Raw genomic sequence first — 21,876 nt, 5'->3', positions numbered from 1 at the left:
AGTGTTGAATTACCTTAGTTTATCTCTACTTGCTCTTCGCCTTCAGATGCACTGGCAATTTCACCAATAACCCAAGCATTTTCACCTTCAGATTTTAGCAATTCAACAGCGGCACTCGCTTGATCTTTAGGTAACGCGACGATTAGGCCAACACCACAGTTGAATGTTCTATACATTTCAAAGGTTTCAACATTGCCTTTTTCTTGAAGCCAGTTAAAGATAGCAGGCCACTGCCAGCTTTTTCCGTCAATGACTGCTTTTGTCCCTTCAGGTAAAACGCGTGGGATATTTTCCCAAAAACCACCACCAGTAATATGCGATATTGCGTGAATATCGTGTTCCGCAATCATCTTAAGTGCTGATTTTATGTAGATTTTAGTCGGTTCTAAAAGATGCTCTCCAATAGCGCGACCATTCAATTCTTCTGAAAGATCAGCATTAGATACTTCAATTATTTTACGTACTAGAGAGTAACCGTTTGAGTGTGGGCCACTAGAACCAACAGCGATAAGGGCATCTCCAGCCGCTACCTTTGAACCATCAATAACATCTGCTTTTTCTACTACACCAACACAAAATCCAGCTACGTCGTAATCTTCGCCTTCGTACATGCCCGGCATTTCAGCTGTTTCGCCACCAATAAGTGCACAACCTGCTTGAATACAACCCTCACCAATTCCTGAAACAACATCTGCAGCGGTATCGATGTCAAGCTTACCTGTTGCATAGTAGTCAAGGAAAAATAGTGGTTCCGCACCTTGAACAATCAGATCGTTGACACACATAGCAACAAGGTCTATGCCGATTGTGTCGTGCTTGTTCATATCCAAGGCAAGACGAAGTTTCGTGCCTACGCCATCGGTACCAGAAACAAGTAGTGGCTCTTTATATTTGGTTGGCAGCTCGCAAAGAGCACCAAAACCACCAATGCCACCCATTACTTCTGGACGGCGGGTGCGTTTTACTACACCTTTAATTCTGTCTACTAGAGCATTACCTGCATCAATGTCTACACCAGCGTCTTTATAGCTAAGAGAAGTGTTATTGCCACTCACGGGAAGTCCTCGTCATGATAGTTTGGATGTGAAAATCGGCGCTATTCTAACCGAGTTGCAGCAATAAGGAAAACGTTTGCGTAAGAAATTTTTTCGTTATATTCATTCAGAAAAAGCTTAAAAAAACATGTATAATTGCAAGGTTTACTAAAAAATCGTCGGAGATGGAAATGAAAGTTGTTGAAGTGAAACACCCTTTGGTTAAACACAAAGTAGGTTTAATGCGCGAAGGGGATATCAGCACGAAGCGTTTTCGTGAGTTGGCTACAGAGGTTGGTAGCCTGTTAACTTATGAAGCGACAGCAGATTTCGAGACAGAAAAAGTGACAATTGAAGGCTGGGATGGCCCAGTAGAAGTTGATCAAATTAAAGGTAAAAAAGTTACTGTTGTTCCAATTTTGCGTGCAGGTTTAGGCATGATGGATGGCGTGCTTGAGCATGTACCTAGTGCACGTATTAGCGTTGTTGGTATTTATCGTGATGAAGAAACTTTAGAACCTATTCCTTATTTCAATAAACTTGCATCAAATATTGATGAGCGTATTGCTCTTGTTGTCGATCCGATGCTTGCAACTGGCGGCTCAATGATTGCAACTATTGACCTATTAAAGGACAAAGGTTGTAAGCATATAAAAGTCTTGGTTTTAGTTTCTGCTCCGGAAGGAATCGAAGCGCTTAAGAAAGCACATCCAGATGTTGAACTTTATACCGCTGCAATTGATGAGAAGCTAAATGACAAAGGTTATATCGTTCCAGGTTTAGGTGATGCGGGCGATAAGATCTTTGGTACAAAATAAGATAAGTGACTAGATTTGCTGTCGCAATCGATCGTAGTAAAAAGGGTTACTGTTTTACAGTAACCCTTTTTAGATCTTGTGTACTAGTTAGCGAGAGCAGTATCACGAAGTGAATAAATAGCCATAAACGACTCTACCTTCCGGGTTGGCTGCGTTGTAATCTAGAAACACACAACGTCAGCAAGGGTACTAATAATGAAAAATAGTTTTGAGCATACATTGCCTAATGAAGAAGGGTATTTTGGTGAATATGGTGGAAGCTTTATTCCTCCACAACTTGAAACAATTATGGAAGAGATCAATCAGTCTTATCAGAATTGCCGCCAGGATCCGAACTTTCAAGATGAGCTAGCAAGGCTTTATAAGCACTTTGTTGGCCGTCCAAGCCCTATTTTCCATGCTCAGAATTTATCGGAAAAATATGGCATAGATATCTACTTAAAACGAGAAGATCTTAACCATACTGGCGCTCATAAAATTAATCACTGCCTTGGCGAAGCGTTACTTGCGAAAAAAATGGGTAAGAAAAAAATCATCGCAGAAACAGGAGCTGGTCAGCATGGTGTTGCTTTGGCAACGGCTGCAGCACTTGTTGGACTTGAATGCGATATATATATGGGCGAAGTTGATATAGCAAAAGAACATCCAAATGTCGTTAGAATGCATATTTTAGGTGCAACCGTCGTACCTGTTTCTCATGGAAGAAAAACGTTAAAAGAAGCGGTTGATGCCGCGTTTGAAGCCTATTTACAAGATCCTGTGACTCAACTTTATGCGATAGGCTCGGTGGTTGGTCCTCACCCGTTTCCTATGATGGTGCGTGATTTCCAGTCTATCATTGGAAATGAGGCAAAAGTTCAATTTGAAGAGATGACCGGCAAACAACCGGATAATCTTGTTGCATGCGTTGGTGGTGGTTCTAATGCTATGGGGCTGTTCACCGCTTTCTTAAATGATGAAAACGTTGCTATTCATGGTGTTGAGCCAGCAGGTCGAGGTTTGGATGTAGAAGGCGAGCATGCTGCTACTTTAACTCTAGGGGAACCTGGGGTAATGCATGGATTTAAATCCTACATGCTTAAAGATAAAGAAGGGGAGCCTCAAGAAGTTTACTCGGTCGCTAGCGGATTAGATTATCCATCAGTAGGGCCTCAGCATAGTTACCTTAAAGATCTGGGACGAGTGCAGTATGGTACGGTAGATGATAAGGAAGCGATTGATGCATTTTTTGAATTATCTCGTTTAGAGGGGATAATACCCGCGATAGAGTCTTCTCATGCTGTTGCATATGTATTTAAGCTGGCTAAGCAAGGATTAAAAGGCAGTGTTTTAATTAATCTTTCTGGTCGTGGTGATAAAGATATCGATTTTGTTGTTAATAATTACGGTCAAGATTACGGTATAACATCTACGTTATAGTGAGAGTTAAATGAAAAAAGGTTGCGTATTTCACGCAACCTTTTTTCGTTTCGGTATACCGATATTTTTAGCAAAGTGTCATCACAGTTTATTTGAAAAACTAGGCTTCATCTTCTATTTGAGCATTATCCACTACGTGGTTTTCACCAAGATCATGTGGTAGGACTAAGTTAAGAATGATTGCCACGATACCACAAAGGCTTACACCTTGAAGGCTGAATTCACCGATACCGAAAGCCATGCCACCAATACCGAACACTAATGTCACTGCAACAATCGCTAGGTTGCGTGACTTATGTAAATCGACGTTATTCTTAATAAGAGTATTCAAACCTACGGTAGCGATAGAACCGAACAGAAGGATCATGATACCACCCATAACAGGCATAGGAATCGTTTGTAGAATTGCACCTAGTTTACCAACTAAAGCAAGAACGATAGCGGTAACAGCAGCCCAAGTCATGATCACAGGGTTATAAGCCTTGGTGAGCATAACGGCACCTGTAACTTCACTATAAGTTGTGTTTGGTGGAGCACCAACCATAGATGCTGCCATCGTCGCAATGCCATCGCCCATTATTGTGCGATGAAGGCCTGGTTTTTTAAGGTAGTCTTTACCTGTAACATTTGAGATTGCCAGCATGTCGCCCACGTGTTCAACGGCAGGTGCAATCGCAACTGGAATCATGAATAAGATGGCATTAATGTTGAATTCAGGTGCAACAAAGTTAGGTAATGAAATCCAAGCAGCTTCTGTTACAGGGCTAAAATCGACAACACCAAACATCAAACTTACAGCATACCCAACAAAGATACCACCAAAAATAGGCAGCAACTTCATAAAGCCTTTTGCAAATACGCTAATGCCAATAACGGACAATAACGATAAGCTAGAGATCCATAACGCTGCGTCAGCATCCACTAATTGAGTACCATCGCCTGTTCTGCCCAATGCCATATTAACGGCAACTGGAGCCAAGCCTAAGCCAATGACCATTATTACTGGACCCACAACGACCGGTGGAAGCAGCTTATGGATGATCTCGACACCTTTAGCTTTAATGACCGCACCCAAAATAATATACATAACACCAGCAGCCATAAGACCGCTCATTGTGCCCGCAATACCCCATGTTTGAACCCCGTACATAATTGGAGCAATAAACGCAAAAGAAGAGGCTAAAAAAATGGGAACTGAGCGTTTAGTGACAAGTTGAAAAATAAGGGTGCCGACGCCAGCACCAAACAGTGCAACGTTGGGGTCTAACCCGGTTAATAGAGGTACAAGAACAAGTGCTCCAAATGCAACAAATAGCATTTGTGCGCCCATAAGTACGTTAGTCATGATTCCATCCGAAATAGTTAGTTAAACAAAATTCGCAGGATTCTATCATTTATGCAATCGTTTGCCTCGCGGTTTAGATCAAAAAAATGGCTATAAATTGCTGAGATTTTCCAATATACCCCTGTAATAAATAGCCGTTGAAATTGAGCCAAACAAGGTTCTCGTGAGTTAACTTGGTAGTGTTCGTCTTTCTCGTTATACTAGAGCGGCTTAACTTCATTTATTCACTACTCATTTAATTTAGGGTCAGCATGCGCTATTTAGTTGTTTTGTTCATAGGAATACTCTCTTTACCTCTTCATGCATCAGTAAAGGTTGATGTGTTCAGTTCAGAAGTAGTTTTAGATGAGAGTAAAGCTGATGCTGAAAAACTCGCAAAAGCAGAAGGTTTGAAGCAAGTCATTGTTCGGGCATCTGGTGATAAGAACGCCATAAATAGCCCCGTGATTAAAAAAGTGCTTAATAGAAGCGGTAATTATCTTTCTCAGATCTCTTATGGAGAGCAATTAGGTCAGAAAAGTATAAAAATGGTTTTTAACCCACCTCAAATTCAGTCTTTGTTAGGACAAGCGGAGCTTCCGTATTGGTCTGACATTAGATCAAACTTAGTTGTTTGGGTGATTCAAGAAGGGCAATATGGCCGCGAAATATTGTGGGATTACACAGATAGCAGCGCTCTAAATCAAATTAAAATATTTTCAGATTTACGTGGTTTGCCGATCACGATTCCTGTTGGTGATATCGAAGATGTTACGAGTATATCTGGTCCTGATTTATGGGGCGGCTTTACGTCACCGATAAGCAAAGCAAGTGTGCGTTATTCTTCAGATGCAGTACTTGTTATTAGGGTGCAAAAGGCAGCGAATGGCAGCTATGTACGTTGGACGTTGTATGATGAAAAACCTGAATTCATAGTGGACTCTAAACGTGAACCAGTTGTAGGTGAAGCAACGGGCGATACTCTTAAAGCTCTAGAAGTAGTTATAGATGAAGTAAGTAATTACTATGCGCGTAAGAGTGCCATAAAGTCGAGTGGTGTATCAGAAAATACAATTACCGCAAAGTTTATTGAAGTTGAGTCTGCTCAAAGCTTTTTCGCATTAGAAAACATTCTACAAAAATTGAATTCAGTTGCGGGTGTCGACGTTGAAAAAATAGTCGGCAACGAAGTGACATTTAACATACACTTACTTGGCTCTGAAATAGATTTTGAAACAGAAGTAATCCAAAGCCAACACGTTACAAAATTTGAAGTGGACGAGCTTATTGCTCCAACATTAGATGAAAATAGTATAACTCCAGAGCTCAATGTGACGGTGGATGGTACAGAGTTAGTCGAGAGTGCTGAGCTAGTTGAAAGTACTACGGCAATAATCCCATCAGAAGAGACGACAGTTCAAGACAATGCCAATACTTTTCCTCAAGCGATAGAAGAAGTCATCAACACGGTTGAGCAAGAGCCTATGTTAGAAGTAAATTCGTTGGTTTTTGAGTGGGTAAAATAGCCGAACAAAAAGGCCCCTTAATTGATTAACTTCAATGGGGCCTTTTTTGATTTTGTTAACTTATTTTTTACCAAATTTCTCTTTTTCTTTTTTTCTACTTCCGACAACCTAGGTAACTTTAGGCCTAACTCTCTTCCTCGATGCCTTGCATAAAGTACGTTCCCTACAAATGCACTGCAAGCCAATATTAATTCGACCGCTGCAAGCCATCTTTCGCCTTGATCTACATATAAGATGGTGAGCGCATGCAAAAAATAGAGCATCAAAACAAAGTTTGCCCATGCGTGGGTATAAGCTTTACCCGATAATATGCCTCTCAACGGGAATAATAGAGGTATACACCAGCCAATAGCGGCAGTGAAAGGGTTAATGTGAGGGTGTGGAGAAATAAATATCTGCCATAGTGCTACCCAACTTAAAAGTGAAAGGTACCCAGTTAGAGCTAGGTAACGGTATTGTTGGGTTTTAGGTAGAACCTGCTTTTCTTCCATTGCGTGCTCTCTAAACTAACTCTAAGACTTGCTCGGGTGGACGACCATGTTTTGCTTTTCCGTTCGCAACAACAATCGGGCGTTCAATCAGTTTTGGATTTTCCACCATGGCCTGAAATAATTGGTCATTGGATAAGCTATCGTCCGCTAGATTGAGATCCTTATAGACGCTCTCTTTTGTCCTCATCATTCCGCGTACACTGGTAAGCTCGAGTTGTGAATAAAGTGTTTTTAGCGTATCAACCGAAGGAGGGTTTTCTAGATAGGTCACCACCTCAGGTGTAATTCCATTCTCTTCTAAAAGTTGTAGGGTTTGTCTGCTTTTTGAACACCTTGGGTTGTGATAAATCACGACTGTCATTGGGTTTCTCCTTGTTTTTATATAATTATTGTAATGATAAAAATCGATCGCGTTCAACCATAAGTTGATCGATTCTAGCATCAAATCTCGCTTGCTCTAAGCTACCTAGATCTGCAAGTTGACTTGCCTGAGTGAAATTTTGCAGCGCTTTGTTCCAATTGCCCCTAAGCGCAAAAATTTCGCCAAGAGCAGCTATATTTTCGTCTGTTTTTCCTGTTTTTCCGTAAGCATCTGCAAGAAGTTGCCAACCGTTCATATCCGTAGGACGTTCATGTGTGTATTTTTGCAATATACTTACTGCTTTTTGATTGTCATCGCTTTCAATCAGTGCGTTAGCATAGTTAATTATCAGCACCGGGTTATTCGGCTTTTTACTTAATGCGTTTTCTAGCATCTGCACTGACTTTTTGGGATTTTGTTGATAGATGTATAAATCAGATAGTGCATCAAGATAGAATTCGTTTAAAGCATCTTTCTTGAGTAAGGCAGTTAAAATAGGTTCTGCTTCTTCTAGTTTTTTGGTATCGAGGTAAACCAAAGCTTGACCATATTTATATGTTGGTTCTAATGTCGCGTTGTTTTTCTTTAATCTTCTTTCAAACCAATCGAGTGAAGCTGATGACTCTATGTTGGCATATCGAGCGACAATTCTTGCTTTCGCTAAATGGTATTCTAATGATGGACCCAGTTTCATAGGGGCATATTTCTGGGCTCTTGCTCTTGAATCTGTAATACGATCTTGTGGTAATGGGTGAGTAAGCAGCATGGCTGGTGGTGTGCTGGCATAACGGTATTCATCGGCTAAACGACCGAAAAATGTTGGCATGGCATAAACATCAAAGCCTGCTTTGGCTAATGTATTAATACCGAATCGGTCGGCTTCTTTTTCGTTACTTCGAGTGTAGTTGATTTGACTTTGCATGCTGCCAGCATTGGTGGCTGCCAGAGCAGCTATACCTGCCTCTGGAGAGGCGATAGCAAGCAATAATGAACCTGCGAGGGCTGCGATAGTTGCAGGAGTTCGTCGAGCTTGCTCCTCCATGCTTCTCGCTAAGTGGCGTTGCGTTACGTGGGCAATCTCGTGAGCCATTACGGAGGCGAGTTCACTTTCACTGCTTGCATGCAAAAATAGACCAGAATGTAATGCTACATACCCACCAAAAAACGCAAATGCGTTAATGTTTCGATCTCGAATCATAAAAAATCGAAATGGGGTTTTCACATCTTCAGAATTGGCAACGAGTTTATGACCAAGGTTAGTAATATATTCATTTAACACAGGATCGTTGATAATAGGGCTACTGGCACGCAGCATCCGCATGTAGGCGTCACCGTAAATCAATTCTTGATCGATTGTGAGCGTGCCCGCTGCTGCGGTGCCTATATCTGGTAACTCGTTGTTATTGGCTATAGCAGGCTGAGACAGTGATGTAGCTATAACTAAAGCGATTAAGGACCGTGTTTTTTTTAACATTGTTATTAGATGAACTCCGAGATCGTTTCGAGTTAAGACAGCGAAAAACTGCCTTGGTTCGCCTTTGTTTTAGCAAATATAGTTAAATAAAGCGCGTTAATTACCTATTGATTATTTCTATATTAAAAGTTGAGTTGAAAAGAGAAGCCCTTTTAATCAAAACCCTTTACAATATTCCCTTTATAATAAGCATCCAACGACAGAATGAAACCCTATATTCTTGATTTACGTGAAGAACGTTGCCCTATGGCACTATTGAGAGCTAAAAGGGAGTACCGCAATTCAATTGATAGGAAGCTTATTATTCAGATTCGTGATTTAAGTTCTAAAAATGATATTGTTCGTTTCTTTCAAATGCAGCATGTTTTAGTGCATATTGAAGAGACACCAGACCATTATTTGTTGGTAGTTAATAACTAAGAGAAGTTTATTAGATGTTTGATATGGTTAGTCGTTGGTATAAACGACGTTTTTCAGATCCACATGCGGCGAGCTTGGTTGCCATTTTGCTCGTTGGATTTATTACCATCTATTTCTTCGGGCATTTGCTCGCCCCTTTACTCGTGGCTATTGTACTCGCGTACTTATTAGAGTGGCCTGTGAGCCAATTGGTTCGCATCGGTCTTCCTAGGGGGATTTCAGTTGCAGTGGTGTTGATTATTTTTGTTGGTTTTATGATATTAGCTGTTTTCGGCTTAGTTCCAACCATTTGGAATCAGGTAGGCAATCTGATTAATGATATACCGACAATGTATAATGGCTTCCAAGAGTTTTTGAAAACGATACCTGAGCAATATCCAGAACTTGCCAACTTACAGATTGTGGAATCGGTCCTAGAAAATACAAAAAGTAAGGTGTTAGGGTTAGGAGAAACAGTCGTAAAAGGCTCTTTAGCATCCCTGATAAACATTGCTGCGCTTGCGGTTTATATGATTCTTGTCCCATTATTGATTTTCTTCTTATTGAAAGACAAAGAAGAGATGTTGTCTATTTTGAGTGGTTTATTGCCTCAAAATCGTCGTTTAGCAACGAAAGTTTGGCAGGAAATGAACCTGCAGATAGCCAATTATATTCGCGGTAAAGTGGTCGAAATTCTTATAGTTGGTTCTTCTAGTTATATTACCTTCGTTTTACTGGATTTAAGATACTCGGCCTTACTTGGTGTGGCTGTCGGTCTTTCGGTTCTTATTCCATACATTGGAGCCGCTGCCGTGACGGTACCTGTTGCGATTGTAGGCCTTTTCCAGTGGGGTGTATCACCTGAATTCTATTGGTTACTCGGTGCTTACGGCATTATTCAAGCATTAGACGGAAATTTGTTGGTACCAGTTTTGTTTTCTGAGGCAGTCAATCTACACCCTGTCGCCATTATATGTGCGGTACTGGTCTTTGGTGGTATGTGGGGGTTCTGGGGGTGTTTTTTGCCATTCCTCTCGCGACTTTAGTCAAAGCTGTATGGAATGCGATAAAGAACCAAGAAACCTCTGAAGCGCTAACGATTGACGAGTAAAAAATTCGTCATCCCCACACGGTTGTGGGAATGACGACGTTGTTATCGACATTTTTTATTAAATACCGATACTATTTATTAAGGTAGTCCAGAACGACCTCGTGATGGGTTTTGGTTTTAAACTTGTTGAATACCTGCTCAATAACACCATTTTCGTCAATCAAAAATGATATTCGATGTAGGCCATCGTAGATTTTGCCCATAAACTTCTTTTCGCCCCAAACACCAAATTGCTCCGCAGCAGAGTGATCCTCATCAGAAAGAAGCGTGAAGTTTAGTTCATCTCGTTCTATAAACTTACCTAACCGTTTAACAGGATCAATACTAACGCCTAGGACAACAACATTGTGGTCATCCAGTTGTTTTTTAATGTCTCTCAGGCCTTGAGCTTGGACTGTACATCCCGGTGTCATTGCTTTTGGATAAAAGTAGAAAAGTATTTTTTTCCCTTGAAATCAGAGATTGATACCTTGTTTCCGTCTTGGTCGAGCAAAGTGACATTAGGAGCTGGAGTTCCAGCAGTTAATGTTTCCATTTCAGACTTCCTTTATTGACTGTTTTTTATGAAATTTAGAGAGCCTTGCACGGATAAAGTTGTGCAAAGTTGATTAAACTCTTCTTGTAATTGCATTAAGTTATATTCCGCCTCAACTGTTGCAGTAATTGCAATTTGAAAAAGATTGTTATCACTGCTTACTTTGGCTTTATCTATGGTTTTAGCACTTAAAGAAGCTAGGCCAATGCTTCGGTCTGCAAAAAACTGAGTGAATTGCTCTGTTAAACCTTTTTTGTCATCAGATTCGATAAAAACTTCAATAGTATAGCTGTGTGGTAGTTCTTGATGAGGCGATGTTCTTTTCATCATGGTGATTAAACCGTGTTCTTGACCAAGAACAGGAAGAGTTGTTTCTACTCGGGTTATTTGACTTGCGCTACCAGCCGCTAACATTAACAACGTAAATTCGTTGCCAAATAGTGCGATCCTGCTATCCACTATGTTACATCCTGATTGAGTAACAAGGTGAACGACTTGATTACATATCCCTGGTCGGTCTGACCCTACCGCTGTGATGACTAAATGTTGAGACATAATTATTTAACTTTTTAAGTATTATCTCCAAATACTAGCACAGTTGGTATTGGGGTAAATAACAAACGAGTTTTCAGCCACAAGTCGGTTTAAGGGATAAATGTGCAATTATTCCATCATTTAGTGTAAAACATCACACTTTAATCCCTTGTGTTATCTAAGTTTCATGCATTACTATGCAAGTAGTGAAATTAAAGGGAGATAGACATGTTTTCAGGAAGTATTGTTGCGTTAGTTACCCCATTCAAAAAAGATGGTGAAGTAGACTACGATGGCCTAAAAAAATTGGTCGATTTCCATGTAGAATCAGGTACTGATGGCATTGTCGCTGTTGGAACAACGGGTGAGTCAGCGACGCTAACTATCGAAGAGCATGTTAAGGTTGTTAATAAAATCGTCGAGTGTGCAGATGGTCGAATTCCTGTCATTGCGGGTACTGGGGCTAATGCCACCCATGAAGCGATGACATTTAGTCGTTTACTTAATAACTCGGGTATTGTTGGCGTTCTCAGTGTTACCCCTTATTACAATAAACCGACGCAAGAAGGTTTATATCAGCATTACAAAGCGATTAATGATGTAAGCGAAGTTCCAATCATTCTCTATAATGTACCAGGTCGTACTGCGGTTGATTTATTGCCAGAAACAGTTGCACGTTTATCTAAGCTGGAAAATATCGTTGCACTTAAAGATGCAACAGGAGATTTAGAAAGAGTTGCAATTCATCGTGAACTTTGTGGCGAAGAGTTCGTCTTACTAAGTGGTGATGATGCTACGGGGCTAGAATTTGTACGATTAGGTGGACAAGGTGTAATTTCAGTTAGTAATAATGTAGCTGCAAAACCTATGGCTGATCTATTTGATCTTATGAAAGAAGGTAAGTACGAAGAAGCGGCTGAGATAGATAAGCGCTTAACATCACTACATAAAAATTTATTTGTTGAAGCTAACCCAATTCCAGTCAAATGGGCGGTCCATCAAATGGGTCTCATTGATGATGGCGGTATGCGTTTGCCTTTAACGGTGCTTTCTGAAGAAGCACAACCGGTTGTGAAGCAAGCGTTAAGTGACGCTGGAATACTATAAGTTAGAAAATAAATTCGAGATAAAATTGCTTTGTCTCGAATTTTATTAGGAGTGCTAATGAAGTTTTCTCATCAGCTAGTGATTAGTTCACTGGCTGTTCTTGTTTTAAGTGCATGTTCAGGTAGCCCAGAGCAAAGACGTCAAGCTAAAGACGATTTCGAATACCTTGAAACCGTTCCTTTTGAAAGTTGGACTGTTCAGGAGGGGGCGAAAGGTGAATTTTATCCAAATTATGATATTCCTGTAGGAGATTATGATGGAAATATTGGCCCTGATGTCGATATTCGTCCACCTCAACAGATATTAGAATTGATCCCTGGTGCCCGTTCTGAAGTGAAAGATGGCGTTGTATCAATTTGGCTTCTTCGAGAAGATGAAGTGGACAACGTATGGGAATCTGTCAATGACATGATTGTTGAACGGAATATAAAGCTAAGAGTTGATAGCGAAACACGTCTTGAATCTGATTGGATTTCTTGGGAATCAGAAGATGAAGAGAATCTAATTGAAGCCCGTTATCTTTTTGAGCGCATAGAAGCCAACAATAGATATGGTTTTCAAGTCAGTTTAATTGACTGGAAAGAGAACGGTATTGCTAAAGTTGTTAGCCGAACCAATAAAGAAAGGTATAACACGTTTATGACTAACGTGATTACTTCTACCTACGATCAAAGGCTACGAGCAGAAGCTGATCGAAAAGCACTTCAACTTGTTAAGCAGATTCCTATCAGTATGGGTAAAGATAGAAGTGGGTTACCTGTTATTATTGCGCGTGCTCCATATAACGCCTTTTGGCAGAGGTTGACTACCGTTTTACCGAAACTCGGCTTCCAACTTGAAGAGCGCAATCAATCTCAAGGATTGTTAAAGGCGAAATACTCAGAACCCGACGATGAGTTTTGGACATCTATAGGTACAAAACCACTTTCTCTCGAAAGTAAAACGTACACCTTCCTTTTAGGTGATATGGGGAACCGAACGTCGATCAACATTACAGATAGCACAGGTAAACCTGTAACGGCTGAAGTGCTTGAATCGATTGTTCCTGCTTTTGCAGCAGTAATAGCTAAAGAGTATTAGCCCCAATTATAGTCAAGCAAAAAGGACACTATTTGGTGTCCTTTTTTTGTTGTTCTTGGCGTTCTTTGTCTAGTTGATTCAGTCTATCTAAATCGCTTTGTTTCTTGTTTGTTTGACCAAATTTCATATTGGCAGTGTACTTAAGGGCTGCGATATTGCCTATAACGACACTGAGGATAATAATACTAATTACCCAAGGGTTTAGAAGAAAATCAATCATGTCATTTATCCTTGCATATATTAGTAATGTACCGAGAGAAAATCGTATCCAAGTTAACCTCAATGTAAGGTAAACCCAATAAACCCTGTTGCGAAATCGTGTCTAAGATTAAGGATTTTGATAACTGACCTAAGAGTTGCTCACTGCTTTCACGATGACTTATATGCCAAGGCTCCGGAGCAACACCACCTAAATCTATTTTGTATGGGAAGAAAAAACCAAAGAACGAAATATTATTCTTTAACCAGTGATAAAAAGGAGCTTGGTGACCTTCTAAATATTCCCATGGTTCCAGTTTTAATTGGCATCCGCTAGGGAGTAAGTTTTTAGCATAGACGTCGAAATCCGTTCCCCAATGATGACGACTAGCGCCAGGTAGAGCAGACCAGCGAAGGATCGCAAATAGACGTTGTTGTTTTGTTAGCTTATCAAACTCGATTGGCTGGCTATCAGCATCTAAAATAGCTAGCTGACCTGAGAATTTTTTGTCCCAAATCAGCTTTTGTCGATGAAAATCTCGAAAGCCACTCGCTACCTCTAACTGAAAACCATCACGTTCTGCAGCATTAACAAGACGGCTTATATCGGTCTCTATTAAATGGTTAACCTTAATAGATTGAAATTTAGTTTTGACCATCTTTAGGTGAGACTCTGTTAACCCTGTTAATTGCTGCTGATTCATGTGATTACTTAGTATTAAAGGTGTACCAAAAGTGAGTATTATTTTACCAATAGTTTTTGAATCGTTTTTTCGTACATGTCAGTTAGCTTTTCAAGATCTGCAATATTCACACACTCGTTTACTTTGTGAATAGTGGCGTTTACAGGGCCTAGTTCAATAACCTGACAATCCATGCGGGCAATAAAGCGCCCATCTGATGTACCCCCAGTAGTAAGAAGCTGTGGTTTAATATGATTGATCTCTTCAACAGCCTCGACAACAGCTTCTAATAACGCGCCATGATCAGTTAAAAACGGGTCACCATTAAGCGTCCAATCTATATCATAGTCTAACCCATAAGAATCAAGTGTTGAGAGTACTCGACGTTTTATTTCGTCGTTATTGAGTTCAGTACTAAAGCGCATATTAAATTGCACATTGAATTCACCTGGAATGACATTCGACGCTCCAGTTCCCGCATGAAGGTTTGGAATTTGGAAACTAGTAGGTGGGAAGTATTCATTCCCATCGTCCCATTTTGTTGTGACTAATTCGGATAGTGCCGGGAGAGCCTGATGGATAGGGTTACTTGCTAAATGCGGATACGCAACATGCCCTTGGATACCTTTTATTTTGATATCCCCTGTAATAGAGCCACGACGGCCATTTTTAATAATATCACCGGTAAAATGAGTACTCGATGGTTCACCAACGATGCACATATCAATGTTTTCACCGCGAGCCATTAACGTTTCTATTACTTTGACGGTACCGTTAATGAAAGGCCCTTCTTCATCGGAAGTAATTAGAAATCCGATTGATCCTTTATGGTCTGGATTTAGAGCAATAAAACGCTCCACAGCAACGATCATACAGGCTAAAGACCCTTTCATATCGGCAGCGCCACGGCCATGTAAATGGTCATCAATGATCGTTGGTTCAAATGGTGGTGTATGCCATTGGTCTAATGGACCGGAAGGAACTACGTCTGTATGGCCTGCAAAGGCAAACAAAGGTGCTTCGGTGCCACGACGAGCCCAAAAATTGGTAGTATCGTCAAAGACCATAACTTCAATATCAAATCCTAACGCTTTCAGGCGGTCTATCATTACCACCTGACATCCTGCATCTTCCGGAGTGACGGACTGTCGGCTGATTAAATCTTTTGCTAACGCCAAAACTGGGCTGTCATTCATTTTGGATAAATCCTTTTATTTAAAAATATCTGAATATTGTGGGGCTTTAAAGCCAATATATAGCTGCTCGTTTACTTTAAGTATAGGGCGTTTAATCATGGCAGGATGTTCGACTAACAGAGGAATAACCGAGTGTTCATCTAAGCTGTCTTTTTGTTCTTGAGTGAGTTGGCGATAAGTTGTACCGCGTTTATTAAGAACATGCTCCCAACCGAGTTGTTGGCAAAAACTGGCTACTAGGTGGTTATCCACGCCTTGTTTACGATAGTCATGAAAATCAAAACTAATGTCTGCTTCTTGTAGCCATTTTTTGGCTTTTTTAATTGTGTCGCAGTTCGGGATACCGTACATGGTAATACTCATCTCTATTCCTTCTAATGTTACCTGAGCGTGAATCCTATCAGGAACATGCCTATCAGACAAAATAACAATTAAATGTAATCTAATGCACAATTATCACTAAAGGGGATTAAGAGTGGGCACTTCTTGATCAAACGCAAAAACAATCGTAGGGAAAAAGAAATAATGACTCTGCTGTAGATTTTATTTCTTGAAATCAATGGCCCTCGAAATAAAGTAGTAATGGAGATATCGATGGAATTGAGTCCTGTTTTTGCGAGAAGACTGTATTTAGCGCTTTTAGTAGAAAATTTAGATAGGCCCAACGTGCCTAAATTGATCGAAAAGACCGGTTGGCCCCGTAGAACTATTCAGGATGTACTAAAAGCATTGCCTGGAATAGGGATTGAGTTGATGTTTGTTCAAGATGGGCGAAGACACAATGATGGCTACTATCAGTTATCTGATTGGGGACCTTTTGATAGTCAGTGGGTCCTCGAACGAAAAGGTGAAATAGCGTCTACACTTGGTTTTCATTAAGCACCACCATTACCGAGTAACCTAGAGCATGAAAAACGCTACAGAAATAATGTAGCGTTTTTTGTTTATAGCTTATAGCTTGGTACTGTATTCACAGAAAGAGGCACGTTTTTATCGGGATAATTACATTGGTAAGCTGTACCTACGAAAGTGACTGATGTGGCAAAATCGATAGGACTAAGTAAAAAAACAGTATTTGCTCCTATGTTATGGGCATTGCTTTTAAGCTCGTTTAGTGCACCTCTGATCATGGTGTCATTAGCAAAGAAAAGGTAATTATACCAGTGCCCCTCATTACCCGTAACTTCTCCTTTCCATTCACAATACTCAAAGCGATAAACACTATCTGTACGGATATGTACGGCCGAAGCTTCAGGGATTAGGATTTTAGTAGGAGCCGAGCATCCGATCAGGAAGCTAACGCAAATTAAAGATATCCACTTTATCATTGTCGATCCTAACTTAAAGATAAATAAGCGATAAATGCAATCCAACTTAATACCAATAGTAGCCATGGTGCCATTGCGTTACTTTTTTTGGATGGCTCGATCACTTCTTGGTTAGCTGATGTTTCGTCAAGGTTATTGAGCACCGCTTGTTTTTCTTTTTGAGACTTCTTCCTTGCTCGGTCAGCTTGACGGTTTTTTTCTTTTGCTGCTTTTTGTATAAAGCAATGCCTTTTTCAATACCCTGAGCAATCAATTTAGTTTGCTCTTTAGTTTGTGCTGGTTTTTGTGTTGCTTTGGCAATTTTCATTGCTTCAGCTTGTGATTCAGGTGAGACCTGTTTTTTACTCGTAGCCATAAAAATTCTTACAGAAAATGATTAACCAACATAGGTTATATGATATATCCTCGTAGATAAATAAATTGATGTATATAGTGATAAGTGCGTTATTTAATTGAAGAGTACAATAACGATGGCTTTCTGAAAGCACCTAAATTACTGTTGGCTGGTTGGCTATTTTTAGCAAAAGCTTGGATTATCTTTATCGTGGCTGGAGCTAGCAGGGATATGGGCGCTAAACTCCTAGAAATAATCTACCCAGTTCATTCCTCGTTATACCTCGGTTTAATTGCTGGTTTTCCTGCATTGCTTCTTATCTGGTTACTTAGCCTTAGAAAGCACGATAGAAAACGAATATGTATGGTCGTTTCCTATGGTAAATTAGCTACGTTAATAACGATATCAGTTCAGATATTATTGGTGCTTTATCAAATTTATCTGGAAAACAGCCAATTTAGTTGGCCAAATGCAGTGACACTGTTAAGCCTGATTTGGTTAATGCTTTATATATTGAGAAGCCGAAGAGTTCGAGACTGCTTTCGCTCGCCGTTGTTAAGTTAAAAAATAGTAGTTACTTATCTGATTGAGATGGTTATTTTTATCGGTTGGATAGAATAGAATAAAAAATAGTTATTTAGATAAAATTTTGGAGAAATGTTATGGCAAATTATCAATCTGCTATCGTGCCTGAAGCAGGTCCATTTGCACTCTATATTCAGATTAAGGTGAATTCACAACCTCAAAAAGTGATACAGCAACTTAAAGCGATACCTACTTTGGTAGAAGAACTTAATGAAAGCCAGCCTAATGCTGATTTAACTTCTTCTATTGCATTCAGTAAGTCGTTTTGGAGTAAAACGAATCAACCTATGCCAGAAGAGTTAATTCATTTTACACCGTTAGGAGAGGGTGAAATTGTTGCACCAGCAACAGATGTTGACGTACTTATTCACTGTCACTCGAATCGTCATGATTTGCATTTTTATCTACTTCGTAAAGTTATGTCGGAAATTGCGGAATATGTAGAAATCATAGATGAAACATACGGCTATCGTTTTATGGATGCCCGTGATATGACAGACTTTATAGATGGAACTGAAAACCCTGAAGGCGATGAAAGAAGGGAAGTTGCGATTATTCCAGAAGGGGCTTTTGCTGGTGGCAGTTATGTCATGGCGCAACGCTTTATTCATAACTTACCAGCATGGAACAGGTTGTCTGTCTCAGCTCAAGAGAAAGTGATTGGTCGTACAAAGGTCGATTCCATTGAGCTTGATGATGTTCCTGCGGCTTCGCATGTTGGGCGAGTGGATATAAAAGAAAAAGGTGTAGGGCTGAAAATTGTTCGACACAGTTTACCGTATGGCTCTGTTAGTGGTGACCATGGACTATTATTCCTCTCCTATTGCAGTACATTACATAACATTAAGGTAATGCTTGAGAGTATGTATGGTGTTACCGATGGTAAAAGTGATCAAATGTTGCGTTTCACTAGCGCCGTTACTGGCGCTTATTTCTTTGCGCCATCAAGCGAAATGCTACAAGCAATAGAGTTCTAAGTGTAGGTTACTTATATATTTACACTCATAACGCCTATTGAAAGTAGGAATTGTGAGTGTAAAACAGCCTTCCATTAGGGTTTTGGTATTTGAGATATAATGACTTATATCTTTACCGCACACCTCTAACTTTTCCCTAAAGTTTTTTTCTGCACAGCCGATACTAGCCTGAATTCCTCATTTAAGAAGGCGTTATGGCTGTCACCGTTAATACTAATGTTTCCGCATTGATCGCACAAAAGAATCTAAGTCTGTCAACAAACATGTTGAATCAGTCTCTAGAACGTTTGTCTTCAGGAAATCGAATTAATAGTGCTAAAGATGATGCCGCTGGTTTACAAATATCTAATCGCCTTGAATCTCAAATGCGTGGCTTAGATGTCGCTGTCCGTAATGCAAACGATGGTATTTCCATTATGCAAACGGCAGAAGGTGCGATGAAAGAGACCACTAACTTATTGCAACGTATGAGAGATCTGTCTCTTCAGTCTTCTAACGGATCGAATAGCCAATCAGAACGTGTTGCGATACAAGAAGAGATGACGGCATTAAATGATGAGTTGAATCGTATTGCTGAAACAACCTCTTTTGGAGGAAGAAAGTTATTAAATGGCAATTTTGCCAGTGCATCGTTTCAAATAGGTGCATCCTCTGGTGAAGCTGTTCAAGTAAATATAAAAAGCATGAGGTCAGATACCAAAAATATGGGCGGCCTTAGTTATATTGCCAACGGAATGGCTGATAAAGAGTGGCAGGTTAAATCAGGTCAGAATCATTTAGTGATGCAATATACTAATAATCATGGTCAAGATGAGACTATCCATATTAATGCCAAACATGGTGATGATATAGAAGAGCTTGCCACTTATATTAATGGACAGACTGACGCAGTGTCAGCTTCAGTGAACGAAGATGGTCAGCTACAGATATACATGGCAGGCAGTAAAGCGGGAGGTCAAATTAGCTTTGGTGGTAACCTAGCTAATGAACTTGATATGTCTAATCCTGTGGTTGAGACGGTGAATGATTTAGATCTCACTACTGTTGGTGGTTCGCAACGAGCCGTTGCTGTGATAGATAGTGCCATGAAGTTCGTCGATAGCCATCGCTCTGAGTTAGGCGCTTTTCAAAATAGGTTTGGTCATGCGATAAATAACCTAGAAAATATTCATGAAAATCTCGCCAGTTCAAAGAGTAGAATAAAAGACACGGACTTTGCTAAAGAAACCACTGAAATGATTAAGCAACAAATTCTTCAGCAAGTAAGTACAACTGTTCTGGCACAAGCCAAACAAGCACCGAATCTAGCATTGACTCTGCTTGGGTAATACTGCTCGTTAGGCTCGGCTAGCTTATCGATAACTTTAGTTTTTATTTGCTATTTTTTTAATCACTTCACGATTTTATCCTTCAAGACATCTTTTTTAAAATTAACTTAAATTTCTTCTAAAGATTCCTCAATCTAGGCCGTTATAAAAAGTAACTTTGAGAGAACTACTTGGTTTTTCGAGACGTCGAAAACCGCTTTAACGAAAAATCAATTGGAGAATCACCATGGCAGTTAATGTAAATACAAACGTAGCAGCAATGACAGCACAACGTCATTTGTCTAGCGCAGCGAGCGACCTAAACAGCTCAATGGAACGCCTATCTTCTGGCTTTAAAATCAACAACGCAAAAGACGATGCAGCAGGTCTACAAATCTCGAATCGTTTGAATGCACAAAGCCGTGGCTTAGACGTAGCAGTACGAAATGCAAATGATGGTATTTCGATTGCCCAAACTGCTGAAGGCGCAATGAAAGAAACGTCGAATATTCTTCAACGTGTACGTGACTTGTCACTACAATCAGCGAATGGCTCTAACTCAAAACAAGAGCGTGTTGCGATTCAAGAAGAAGTAACGGCACTTAACGATGAATTAAACCGAATAGCGGAAACAACCTCTTTTGGTGGTAACAAACTGCTTAACGGCACACACGGTACGAAATCATTCCAAATCGGTGCAGATAGCGGTGAAGCGGTGATGCTTGACCTGAAAAATATGCGCTCAGATAACGCGATGATGGGTGGTAATGCTTACAAAGCGGAAAATGGACAAGGTAAAGACTGGTCCGTTGCTCAAGACGCAAGTATGACCATCAGCTTGACAGACAAGTTTGGTGACGCACAAGAGTATGTTATTAACGCTAAAGCGGGTGATGACATAGAAGAGTTAGCGACTTACATCAATGGTCAACAAAGCGATGTTAGTGCTTCAGTAGATGAAGAAGGCCGTTTACAGATATTTGCAGGCAACAATAGTGTTGATGGCGAAGTGGCCTTTAGTGGCAGCCTAGCAGGCGAGCTTGGAATGGGGCCAGCGACAGCGGTTACGGTAGATACTATCGACGTAACGTCAGTAGGTGGAGCACAAGAAGCCGTATCGGTTGTTGATGCAGCGATGAAATATGTTGATAGTCACCGAAGTGAACTTGGTGCATTCCAGAATCGTTTCGACCACGCAATCAATAACTTAGATAACATTAACGAGAATGTAAATGCGTCTAACAGCCGCATCAAGGATACAGATTTCGCGAAAGAAACAACAGCGATGACTAAGTCTCAAATCCTACAGCAGGCGTCTACATCAGTACTTGCACAAGCGAAGCAAGCGCCGAATACAGCACTTAGCCTTCTAGGTTAATACAGACAGCTACCTAGCTGAATAATATAAACCCAGCCTTTATGGCTGGGTTTTGTTGTTTTGGAGATTGATAGAAGGAAACTACTCGTACTTTATAATAGGTATAAAAAAACCGCTGATGTAAACATCAACGGTTTCTAATTTTCCAAACGTTAAAACGAATTGATTACTTCGTTACACGTAGAACAGGGTTTTCACCAACAGTAACTGAACCAGAAAGCTTATTAAGCTCTTTGATTTCGTCCATGTTAGAAATAACCACTGGCGTTAAAGTTGATTTTGCATTTTCTTCTAAGAAAGCAAGATCAAATTCAATTACAGTATCACCAACTTTTACCGCTTGACCTTCTTCAGCGATACGTGTGAAGCCTTGACCTTTCAGCTCAACAGTATCGATACCGAAGTGAACGAACAGCTCAACACCGTCATCCGATTCAATAGAGAAAGCGTGGTTAGTTTCAAATATTTTGCCAATAGTTCCGTTTACTGGAGCTACCATCTTGTCACCAGAAGGTTTGATAGCGATACCATCACCAACAATTTTTTCTGCAAAAACAACATCTGGCACATCTTCAATGTTGATTATTTCACCAGATATTGGTGCGATGATTTCGATTGCCCCCGCATCAGCGCTATCATCAGATACTAGCTTCTTAAGCTTGTCAAACAGACCCATG

The 21,876-nt window shown here is 40.2% G+C and carries 23 protein-coding genes and 3 pseudogenes; 12 read left to right on the top strand and 14 right to left on the bottom strand.

Annotated features, from left to right (window positions below; all coding sequences use genetic code 11):
• Positions 1-14 precede the first annotated feature (14 nt).
• Entirely contained in the window at positions 15-1,055 is a 1,041-nt protein-coding gene (purM, locus tag PGX00_RS13380) for a phosphoribosylformylglycinamidine cyclo-ligase (protein WP_272137212.1), read from the bottom strand.
• Positions 1,056-1,225: 170 nt separating this feature from the next.
• Between purM and upp the strand changes: the two genes are divergently transcribed.
• On the top strand, positions 1,226-1,852 hold the full coding sequence (gene upp, locus PGX00_RS13375) for a uracil phosphoribosyltransferase (RefSeq protein WP_272137209.1): 627 nt from the start codon (positions 1,226-1,228) through the stop codon (positions 1,850-1,852).
• 195 nt (positions 1,853-2,047) lie between these two features.
• On the top strand, positions 2,048-3,271 hold the full coding sequence (gene trpB / locus PGX00_RS13370) for a tryptophan synthase subunit beta (protein ID WP_272137207.1): 1,224 nt from the start codon (positions 2,048-2,050) through the stop codon (positions 3,269-3,271).
• A gap of 100 nt (positions 3,272-3,371) precedes the next feature.
• Here trpB and PGX00_RS13365 read toward each other — a convergent pair whose 3' ends face one another.
• A complete protein-coding gene (locus PGX00_RS13365; protein ID WP_272137206.1) occupies positions 3,372-4,616 on the bottom strand; it encodes a uracil-xanthine permease family protein in 1,245 nt (414 codons plus the stop codon).
• Between the two features lie 251 nt (positions 4,617-4,867).
• On the opposite strand from PGX00_RS13365, the gene PGX00_RS13360 reads away from it, so the two are divergent.
• Positions 4,868-6,121: a DUF2066 domain-containing protein gene (locus PGX00_RS13360; RefSeq protein WP_272137203.1), complete on the top strand. Its 1,254-nt coding sequence runs from the start codon at positions 4,868-4,870 to the stop codon at positions 6,119-6,121.
• Positions 6,122-6,138: 17 nt separating this feature from the next.
• Here the strand turns inward: PGX00_RS13360 and PGX00_RS13355 are convergent, their stop codons facing one another.
• Genes PGX00_RS13355 through bepA form a run of 3 tightly spaced genes read right to left on the bottom strand, consistent with a single transcriptional unit; the run spans position 6,139 to position 8,447 of the window.
• Entirely contained in the window at positions 6,139-6,612 is a 474-nt protein-coding gene (locus tag PGX00_RS13355) for a DUF2069 domain-containing protein (protein ID WP_272137202.1), read from the bottom strand.
• 10 nt (positions 6,613-6,622) lie between these two features.
• The gene (gene arsC / locus PGX00_RS13350; protein ID WP_272137200.1) at positions 6,623-6,973 is read right to left on the bottom strand and encodes an arsenate reductase (glutaredoxin); all 351 of its coding nucleotides are present in this window, start codon (positions 6,971-6,973) and stop codon (positions 6,623-6,625) included.
• 25 nt (positions 6,974-6,998) lie between these two features.
• Entirely contained in the window at positions 6,999-8,447 is a 1,449-nt protein-coding gene (gene bepA / locus PGX00_RS13345; RefSeq protein WP_272137198.1) for a beta-barrel assembly-enhancing protease, read from the bottom strand.
• A gap of 204 nt (positions 8,448-8,651) precedes the next feature.
• Here bepA and PGX00_RS13340 point away from each other — a divergent pair, with 204 nt between their 5' ends.
• Positions 8,652-8,867 (top strand): sulfurtransferase TusA family protein, encoded by a 216-nt coding sequence (locus PGX00_RS13340; RefSeq protein WP_272137196.1) that lies wholly within the window; start codon positions 8,652-8,654, stop codon positions 8,865-8,867.
• 14 nt (positions 8,868-8,881) lie between these two features.
• Positions 8,882-9,957, top strand: a pseudogene (locus PGX00_RS13335) (AI-2E family transporter).
• A gap of 71 nt (positions 9,958-10,028) precedes the next feature.
• On the opposite strand, the pseudogene bcp reads toward PGX00_RS13335, so the two are convergent.
• Positions 10,029-10,492: pseudogene (gene bcp / locus PGX00_RS13330) on the bottom strand (thioredoxin-dependent thiol peroxidase).
• A gap of 12 nt (positions 10,493-10,504) precedes the next feature.
• Positions 10,505-11,047, bottom strand: a complete 543-nt coding sequence (locus PGX00_RS13325) for a glycine cleavage system protein R (protein ID WP_272137194.1) — start codon at positions 11,045-11,047, stop codon at positions 10,505-10,507.
• Between the two features lie 207 nt (positions 11,048-11,254).
• On the opposite strand from PGX00_RS13325, the gene dapA reads away from it, so the two are divergent.
• The gene (dapA, locus tag PGX00_RS13320) at positions 11,255-12,133 is read left to right on the top strand and encodes a 4-hydroxy-tetrahydrodipicolinate synthase (RefSeq protein WP_272137192.1); all 879 of its coding nucleotides are present in this window, start codon (positions 11,255-11,257) and stop codon (positions 12,131-12,133) included.
• A 57-nt stretch (positions 12,134-12,190) separates the two neighbouring features.
• On the top strand, positions 12,191-13,213 hold the full coding sequence (gene bamC, locus PGX00_RS13315; protein WP_272137190.1) for an outer membrane protein assembly factor BamC: 1,023 nt from the start codon (positions 12,191-12,193) through the stop codon (positions 13,211-13,213).
• Positions 13,214-13,241: 28 nt separating this feature from the next.
• Here the strand turns inward: bamC and PGX00_RS13310 are convergent, their stop codons facing one another.
• Genes PGX00_RS13310 through PGX00_RS13295 form a run of 4 tightly spaced genes read right to left on the bottom strand, consistent with a single transcriptional unit; the run spans position 13,242 to position 15,653 of the window.
• Positions 13,242-13,433: a DUF2897 family protein gene (locus PGX00_RS13310; protein ID WP_272137188.1), complete on the bottom strand. Its 192-nt coding sequence runs from the start codon at positions 13,431-13,433 to the stop codon at positions 13,242-13,244.
• A 1-nt stretch (position 13,434) separates the two neighbouring features.
• Positions 13,435-14,115 (bottom strand): M15 family metallopeptidase, encoded by a 681-nt coding sequence (locus PGX00_RS13305; protein ID WP_272137186.1) that lies wholly within the window; start codon positions 14,113-14,115, stop codon positions 13,435-13,437.
• A 38-nt stretch (positions 14,116-14,153) separates the two neighbouring features.
• Positions 14,154-15,290 carry a succinyl-diaminopimelate desuccinylase gene (gene dapE, locus PGX00_RS13300; RefSeq protein ID WP_272137184.1) on the bottom strand — a complete coding sequence of 379 codons (1,137 nt, stop codon included), beginning with the start codon at positions 15,288-15,290 and terminating at the stop codon, positions 14,154-14,156.
• Positions 15,291-15,305: 15 nt separating this feature from the next.
• The gene (locus tag PGX00_RS13295) at positions 15,306-15,653 is read right to left on the bottom strand and encodes an ArsC family reductase (RefSeq protein ID WP_272137182.1); all 348 of its coding nucleotides are present in this window, start codon (positions 15,651-15,653) and stop codon (positions 15,306-15,308) included.
• Between the two features lie 231 nt (positions 15,654-15,884).
• Between PGX00_RS13295 and PGX00_RS13290 the strand changes: the two genes are divergently transcribed.
• Positions 15,885-16,169 (top strand): winged helix-turn-helix domain-containing protein, encoded by a 285-nt coding sequence (locus tag PGX00_RS13290; protein WP_272137180.1) that lies wholly within the window; start codon positions 15,885-15,887, stop codon positions 16,167-16,169.
• 65 nt (positions 16,170-16,234) lie between these two features.
• Here PGX00_RS13290 and PGX00_RS13285 read toward each other — a convergent pair whose 3' ends face one another.
• Together PGX00_RS13285 and PGX00_RS13280 are read right to left on the bottom strand one after the other, a co-directional pair.
• A complete protein-coding gene (locus PGX00_RS13285) occupies positions 16,235-16,618 on the bottom strand; it encodes a DUF4156 domain-containing protein (RefSeq protein WP_272137179.1) in 384 nt (127 codons plus the stop codon).
• 8 nt (positions 16,619-16,626) lie between these two features.
• A pseudogene (locus tag PGX00_RS13280) lies at positions 16,627-16,925 on the bottom strand (DUF2956 domain-containing protein).
• Between the two features lie 132 nt (positions 16,926-17,057).
• Here PGX00_RS13280 and PGX00_RS13275 point away from each other — a divergent pair.
• The 4 genes from PGX00_RS13275 to PGX00_RS13260 all read left to right on the top strand — a co-directional run bounded on the left by PGX00_RS13275 (position 17,058) and on the right by PGX00_RS13260 (position 21,199).
• The gene (locus tag PGX00_RS13275; RefSeq protein WP_272137178.1) at positions 17,058-17,516 is read left to right on the top strand and encodes a DUF2919 domain-containing protein; all 459 of its coding nucleotides are present in this window, start codon (positions 17,058-17,060) and stop codon (positions 17,514-17,516) included.
• Between the two features lie 98 nt (positions 17,517-17,614).
• A complete protein-coding gene (locus PGX00_RS13270) occupies positions 17,615-18,514 on the top strand; it encodes a Dyp-type peroxidase (protein ID WP_272137176.1) in 900 nt (299 codons plus the stop codon).
• Between the two features lie 194 nt (positions 18,515-18,708).
• Complete coding sequence (locus PGX00_RS13265) at positions 18,709-19,842, top strand: flagellin (RefSeq protein ID WP_272137173.1); 1,134 nt, start codon at positions 18,709-18,711, stop codon at positions 19,840-19,842.
• A 226-nt stretch (positions 19,843-20,068) separates the two neighbouring features.
• Complete coding sequence (locus tag PGX00_RS13260; RefSeq protein WP_272137171.1) at positions 20,069-21,199, top strand: flagellin; 1,131 nt, start codon at positions 20,069-20,071, stop codon at positions 21,197-21,199.
• A 166-nt stretch (positions 21,200-21,365) separates the two neighbouring features.
• Here the strand turns inward: PGX00_RS13260 and crr are convergent, their stop codons facing one another.
• Positions 21,366-21,875, bottom strand: a complete 510-nt coding sequence (gene crr, locus PGX00_RS13255; RefSeq protein ID WP_272137169.1) for a PTS glucose transporter subunit IIA — start codon at positions 21,873-21,875, stop codon at positions 21,366-21,368.
• Position 21,876: the final 1 nt, after the last annotated feature.

Origin of the sequence: Vibrio algarum (assembly GCF_028204155.1) — a bacterium.
Taxonomy (GTDB): Bacteria; Pseudomonadota; Gammaproteobacteria; order Enterobacterales; family Vibrionaceae; genus Vibrio; species Vibrio algarum.
Note: the sequence above shows the minus strand (reverse complement) of the source record. Positions and strands in the feature narration are given on the sequence as shown.

Excerpts from the sequence above, each read along its gene's own strand:
- arsC (WP_272137200.1), bottom strand. The coding sequence starts at position 6,973 with ATGACAGTCGTGATTTATCACAACCCAAGGTGTTCAAAAAGCAGACAA.
- PGX00_RS13365 (WP_272137206.1), bottom strand. The coding sequence starts at position 4,616 with ATGACTAACGTACTTATGGGCGCACAAATGCTATTTGTTGCATTTGGA.
- dapA (WP_272137192.1), top strand. The coding sequence starts at position 11,255 with ATGTTTTCAGGAAGTATTGTTGCGTTAGTTACCCCATTCAAAAAAGAT.
- PGX00_RS13325 (WP_272137194.1), bottom strand. The coding sequence starts at position 11,047 with ATGTCTCAACATTTAGTCATCACAGCGGTAGGGTCAGACCGACCAGGG.
- crr (WP_272137169.1), bottom strand. The coding sequence starts at position 21,875 with ATGGGTCTGTTTGACAAGCTTAAGAAGCTAGTATCTGATGATAGCGCT.
- PGX00_RS13310 (WP_272137188.1), bottom strand. The coding sequence starts at position 13,433 with ATGATTGATTTTCTTCTAAACCCTTGGGTAATTAGTATTATTATCCTC.
- PGX00_RS13295 (WP_272137182.1), bottom strand. The coding sequence starts at position 15,653 with ATGAGTATTACCATGTACGGTATCCCGAACTGCGACACAATTAAAAAA.
- PGX00_RS13355 (WP_272137202.1), bottom strand. The coding sequence starts at position 6,612 with ATGGAAGAAAAGCAGGTTCTACCTAAAACCCAACAATACCGTTACCTA.
- PGX00_RS13305 (WP_272137186.1), bottom strand. The coding sequence starts at position 14,115 with ATGAATCAGCAGCAATTAACAGGGTTAACAGAGTCTCACCTAAAGATG.
- PGX00_RS13270 (WP_272137176.1), top strand. The coding sequence starts at position 17,615 with ATGGCAAATTATCAATCTGCTATCGTGCCTGAAGCAGGTCCATTTGCA.
- PGX00_RS13265 (WP_272137173.1), top strand. The coding sequence starts at position 18,709 with ATGGCTGTCACCGTTAATACTAATGTTTCCGCATTGATCGCACAAAAG.
- PGX00_RS13360 (WP_272137203.1), top strand. The coding sequence starts at position 4,868 with ATGCGCTATTTAGTTGTTTTGTTCATAGGAATACTCTCTTTACCTCTT.
- PGX00_RS13290 (WP_272137180.1), top strand. The coding sequence starts at position 15,885 with ATGGAATTGAGTCCTGTTTTTGCGAGAAGACTGTATTTAGCGCTTTTA.
- trpB (WP_272137207.1), top strand. The coding sequence starts at position 2,048 with ATGAAAAATAGTTTTGAGCATACATTGCCTAATGAAGAAGGGTATTTT.
- PGX00_RS13260 (WP_272137171.1), top strand. The coding sequence starts at position 20,069 with ATGGCAGTTAATGTAAATACAAACGTAGCAGCAATGACAGCACAACGT.
- bamC (WP_272137190.1), top strand. The coding sequence starts at position 12,191 with ATGAAGTTTTCTCATCAGCTAGTGATTAGTTCACTGGCTGTTCTTGTT.
- PGX00_RS13285 (WP_272137179.1), bottom strand. The coding sequence starts at position 16,618 with ATGATAAAGTGGATATCTTTAATTTGCGTTAGCTTCCTGATCGGATGC.
- bepA (WP_272137198.1), bottom strand. The coding sequence starts at position 8,447 with ATGTTAAAAAAAACACGGTCCTTAATCGCTTTAGTTATAGCTACATCA.
- PGX00_RS13340 (WP_272137196.1), top strand. The coding sequence starts at position 8,652 with ATGAAACCCTATATTCTTGATTTACGTGAAGAACGTTGCCCTATGGCA.
- dapE (WP_272137184.1), bottom strand. The coding sequence starts at position 15,290 with ATGAATGACAGCCCAGTTTTGGCGTTAGCAAAAGATTTAATCAGCCGA.
- upp (WP_272137209.1), top strand. The coding sequence starts at position 1,226 with ATGAAAGTTGTTGAAGTGAAACACCCTTTGGTTAAACACAAAGTAGGT.